Annotated in this window: 2 protein-coding genes; one reads left to right on the forward strand and one right to left on the reverse strand. The window is 67.0% G+C overall.

Annotated elements, in window-relative coordinates; genetic code table 11:
• Positions 1-193: 193 nt before the first annotated feature.
• The gene (locus tag ACE026_RS06115; RefSeq protein ID WP_486038364.1) at positions 194-1,807 is read right to left on the reverse strand and encodes an alpha-glucosidase; all 1,614 of its coding nucleotides are present in this window, start codon (positions 1,805-1,807) and stop codon (positions 194-196) included.
• A 303-nt stretch (positions 1,808-2,110) separates the two neighbouring features.
• On the opposite strand from ACE026_RS06115, the gene ACE026_RS06120 reads away from it, so the two are divergent.
• Positions 2,111-3,109 (forward strand): polyprenyl synthetase family protein, encoded by a 999-nt coding sequence (locus tag ACE026_RS06120; protein ID WP_486038365.1) that lies wholly within the window; start codon positions 2,111-2,113, stop codon positions 3,107-3,109.
• Positions 3,110-3,135: the final 26 nt, after the last annotated feature.

Below are 3,135 nucleotides of genomic sequence, written 5' to 3' on the forward strand. Positions count from 1 at the left end.
CCCCCCCCCCCCCCCCGCCCAAACCAGCACGTTTACAGCCCCGAGTGCTGTGGCTGTGGCTGTGGCTGTGGCTGTGGCTGTGGCTTTGGCTTTGGCTGTGGCTGTGGCTGTGGCTGTACCCCAACGCACGGACGCAAGACAAAAAAAGGGCGAGGCACCCGGCCCCGCCCTCTCAACACCACCGGAAAACCGATCAGCCGCGTCGCGCGCAATACATCGACTGCGCCGGCAACACCAGCTCATTACCAACAACCTCGCCCACATCCGGCCCGGGCACATGCATCGCCTGCCACTCCCCCACCGGCAACGCGACCCGAACACCCTCAGCCGACAGATTGAACGCCAACAGCAACGTCTCCTCCCCGTGCACACGCTCGAACATCAGCACCGGCTCGGCGCACGCAAGGAAACGGATGTCGCCCACCAACAGCGTCGGCATCGTCCGCCGCCATGCCAGGAACTGGCGGAACGCGTTCAACACCGAGTGCGGATCATGTTCCTGCGTCGCCACCGACGCAGCCTGATGCTCCGCCGGAATCGGCAGCCACGGCTCACCCGTCGTGAAGCCCGCCTTCGGCGCATCCAGCCACGGCATCGGCGTACGGCAGCCGTCCCGGCCCTTGAAGTTCGGCCAGAACGTAATGCCGTAGGGATCCTGCAGCGCCTCGAACGGCACGTCCGCCTCGCCCAGTCCCAGCTCCTCGCCCTGATACAGGCAGATCGAACCGCGCAGCGAGCACAGCATCGCCACCAGCATCCGCGCCAGGCGCGGTTGCGCCGGATGCCCGCCCCAGCGCGTCACCGCCCGCTCCACATCGTGGTTGGAGATCGCCCAGCACGGCCAGCCTTCGGTCATGGTGGCCTCCAGCCGCGACACAGTGTCGCGGATGTAACCGGCGCTGAAATCCTTCACCAGCAGCTCGAAGCTGTAGCCCATGTGCAGGCGGCCCGGCGCGGTGTACTCGGCCGTGGTCGCCAGCGAATCTTCCGCGGAGATCTCGCCCAGGCTGACCGAGCCCGGGTACGCGTCCAGCAGCACGCGCAGTTGCTCGATGAAGCCGATGTTTTCCGGCTGGGTGTTGTTGTAGTAGTGGTACTGATAGGCGTACGGATTGTCCGCACTGAAGCCGCGGCCGAGGCGCTTTTCCAGCGGCTTGGCCGGGTTGTCACGCAGTTGTGCATCGTGGAAGCAGAAGTTGATCGAATCCAGGCGGAAGCCATCCACGCCACGGTCGAGCCAGAACCGCACGTAATCCAACGTCGCCTGCTGCACCGCCGGGTTGTGGAAGTTCAGGTCGGGCTGGTCGGCCAGGAAGTTGTGCAGGAAATACTGCTCACGCCGCGGCTCCCACTGCCAGGCCACGCCGCCGAAGATCGACATCCAGTTGTTGGGCGGGGTGCCGTCCTCGCGCGGATCGGCCCACACGTACCAGTCCGCCTTGGGATTGGTGCGGTCCTGCCGGCTTTCCTGGAACCAGGCGTGGTCGATCGAGGTATGGCTGAACACCTGGTCGATCATCACCTTCAGGCCCAGCGCATGCGCCTTGGCCAGCAGCTGGTCGACATCGGCGAGCGTGCCGAACAACGGGTCGACGTCGCGGTGGTCGGCGATGTCATAGCCGAAGTCGGCCATCGGCGATTTGAAGAACGGCGACACCCAGATCGCGTCGACGCCGAGCGCGGCGACATAGTCCAGGCGCTCGATGATGCCGGGCAGGTCGCCCACGCCATCGCCGTTGGCGTCCAGGAAACTGCGCGGGTAGATCTGATAGATGACGGCACCGCGCCACCATGGAGACTGCGACATTGGGCCCCCCTTCGGGCTTCCACGGCACCCGCGAGGGGGCCAGAAACGAACCCGACAAGCTTAGCGGGGCGCCTCCAGCGGTGGGGTTGCCTGCATACGTATTCACGCTGGATCGCGGTGCGCGGGGCGTTCCGGGCCTCCGGTCAGGCGGCGCTTCGCCCAGCAGGGACCCGGGGGCCGGCGGCAAAGGTCGGCACGATCCGGCGCCCTGCCCCGCGCCTTGACCGGACCACCGGCGTGTCTTCGCGGGCGGAATACGACGGCACCGCCTATAATTCCGCCCAAGCCTGAAAGTCAGACCGCATGACCATCACCGAAGACACCCGCCCCGCGCTGGGCCTGCCCCAGATCCAGACGCTCGCCGCGCCCGACATGGACGCCGTCGATGCGCTGATTCGTCGCCGACTGTCCTCGGATGTCGTGCTGATCAACCAGATCGCCGACCACATCATCTCGGCCGGCGGCAAGCGCCTGCGCCCGATGCTGGTGATGCTGGCCGGCCACGCGGTCGGCCAGGCCGGCCCGGAACACCATCAGCTGGCGGCAATCATCGAGTTCATCCACACCTCGACCCTGCTGCATGACGACGTGGTGGACGAATCCAGCCTGCGGCGTGGCCGCAGCACCGCCAATGCGCTGTGGGGCAATGCCCCGAGCGTGCTGGTGGGCGATTTCCTGTACTCGCGCAGCTTCCAGCTGATGGTCGAACTGGACCGCATGCCGGTCATGCGGATCCTGGCCGACACCACCAACCGGATCGCCGAGGGTGAGGTGCTGCAGCTGCTGCATGTCCACAACCCGGATACGGACGAGACCGCGTATCTGCGCGTGATCGAGCGCAAGACCGCGGTGCTGTTCGCCGCCGGTACCCGTCTGGGTGCGCTGGCCAGTGGTGTCGATGAAGCCACCCAGCAGGCGCTGTACGACTACGGCATGAACCTGGGCTACGCCTTCCAGATCGCCGATGACGTGCTGGACTACTCGGCCAATGCCGAGGAGCTGGGCAAGAATCTGGGCGACGATCTCGCCGAGGGCAAGGCCACGTTGCCGCTGATCCACGCGATGGCGCATTCCGATGCCACCACCCGCGAGCGCCTGCGCGAGATCGTGCAGAACGGTGACGCCGAGGCGATGCCCGAGGTGCTGGCGGCCATCCACGCCACCGGCGGGCTGGACTACAGCCGCGCCCGTGCCGAGGAATACGCCGATGCCGCCGAGCGTGCGCTCGACGGCCTGGCCGACAACGATGCCGTGGCCGCCCTGCGCGGGCTGGCCCGTTACGCGGTGCAGCGCTCGCATTGATCGGAGGCGTGGGGGGGGGGGGGGGG

The organism is Stenotrophomonas sp. AGC87, assembly GCF_057333975.1.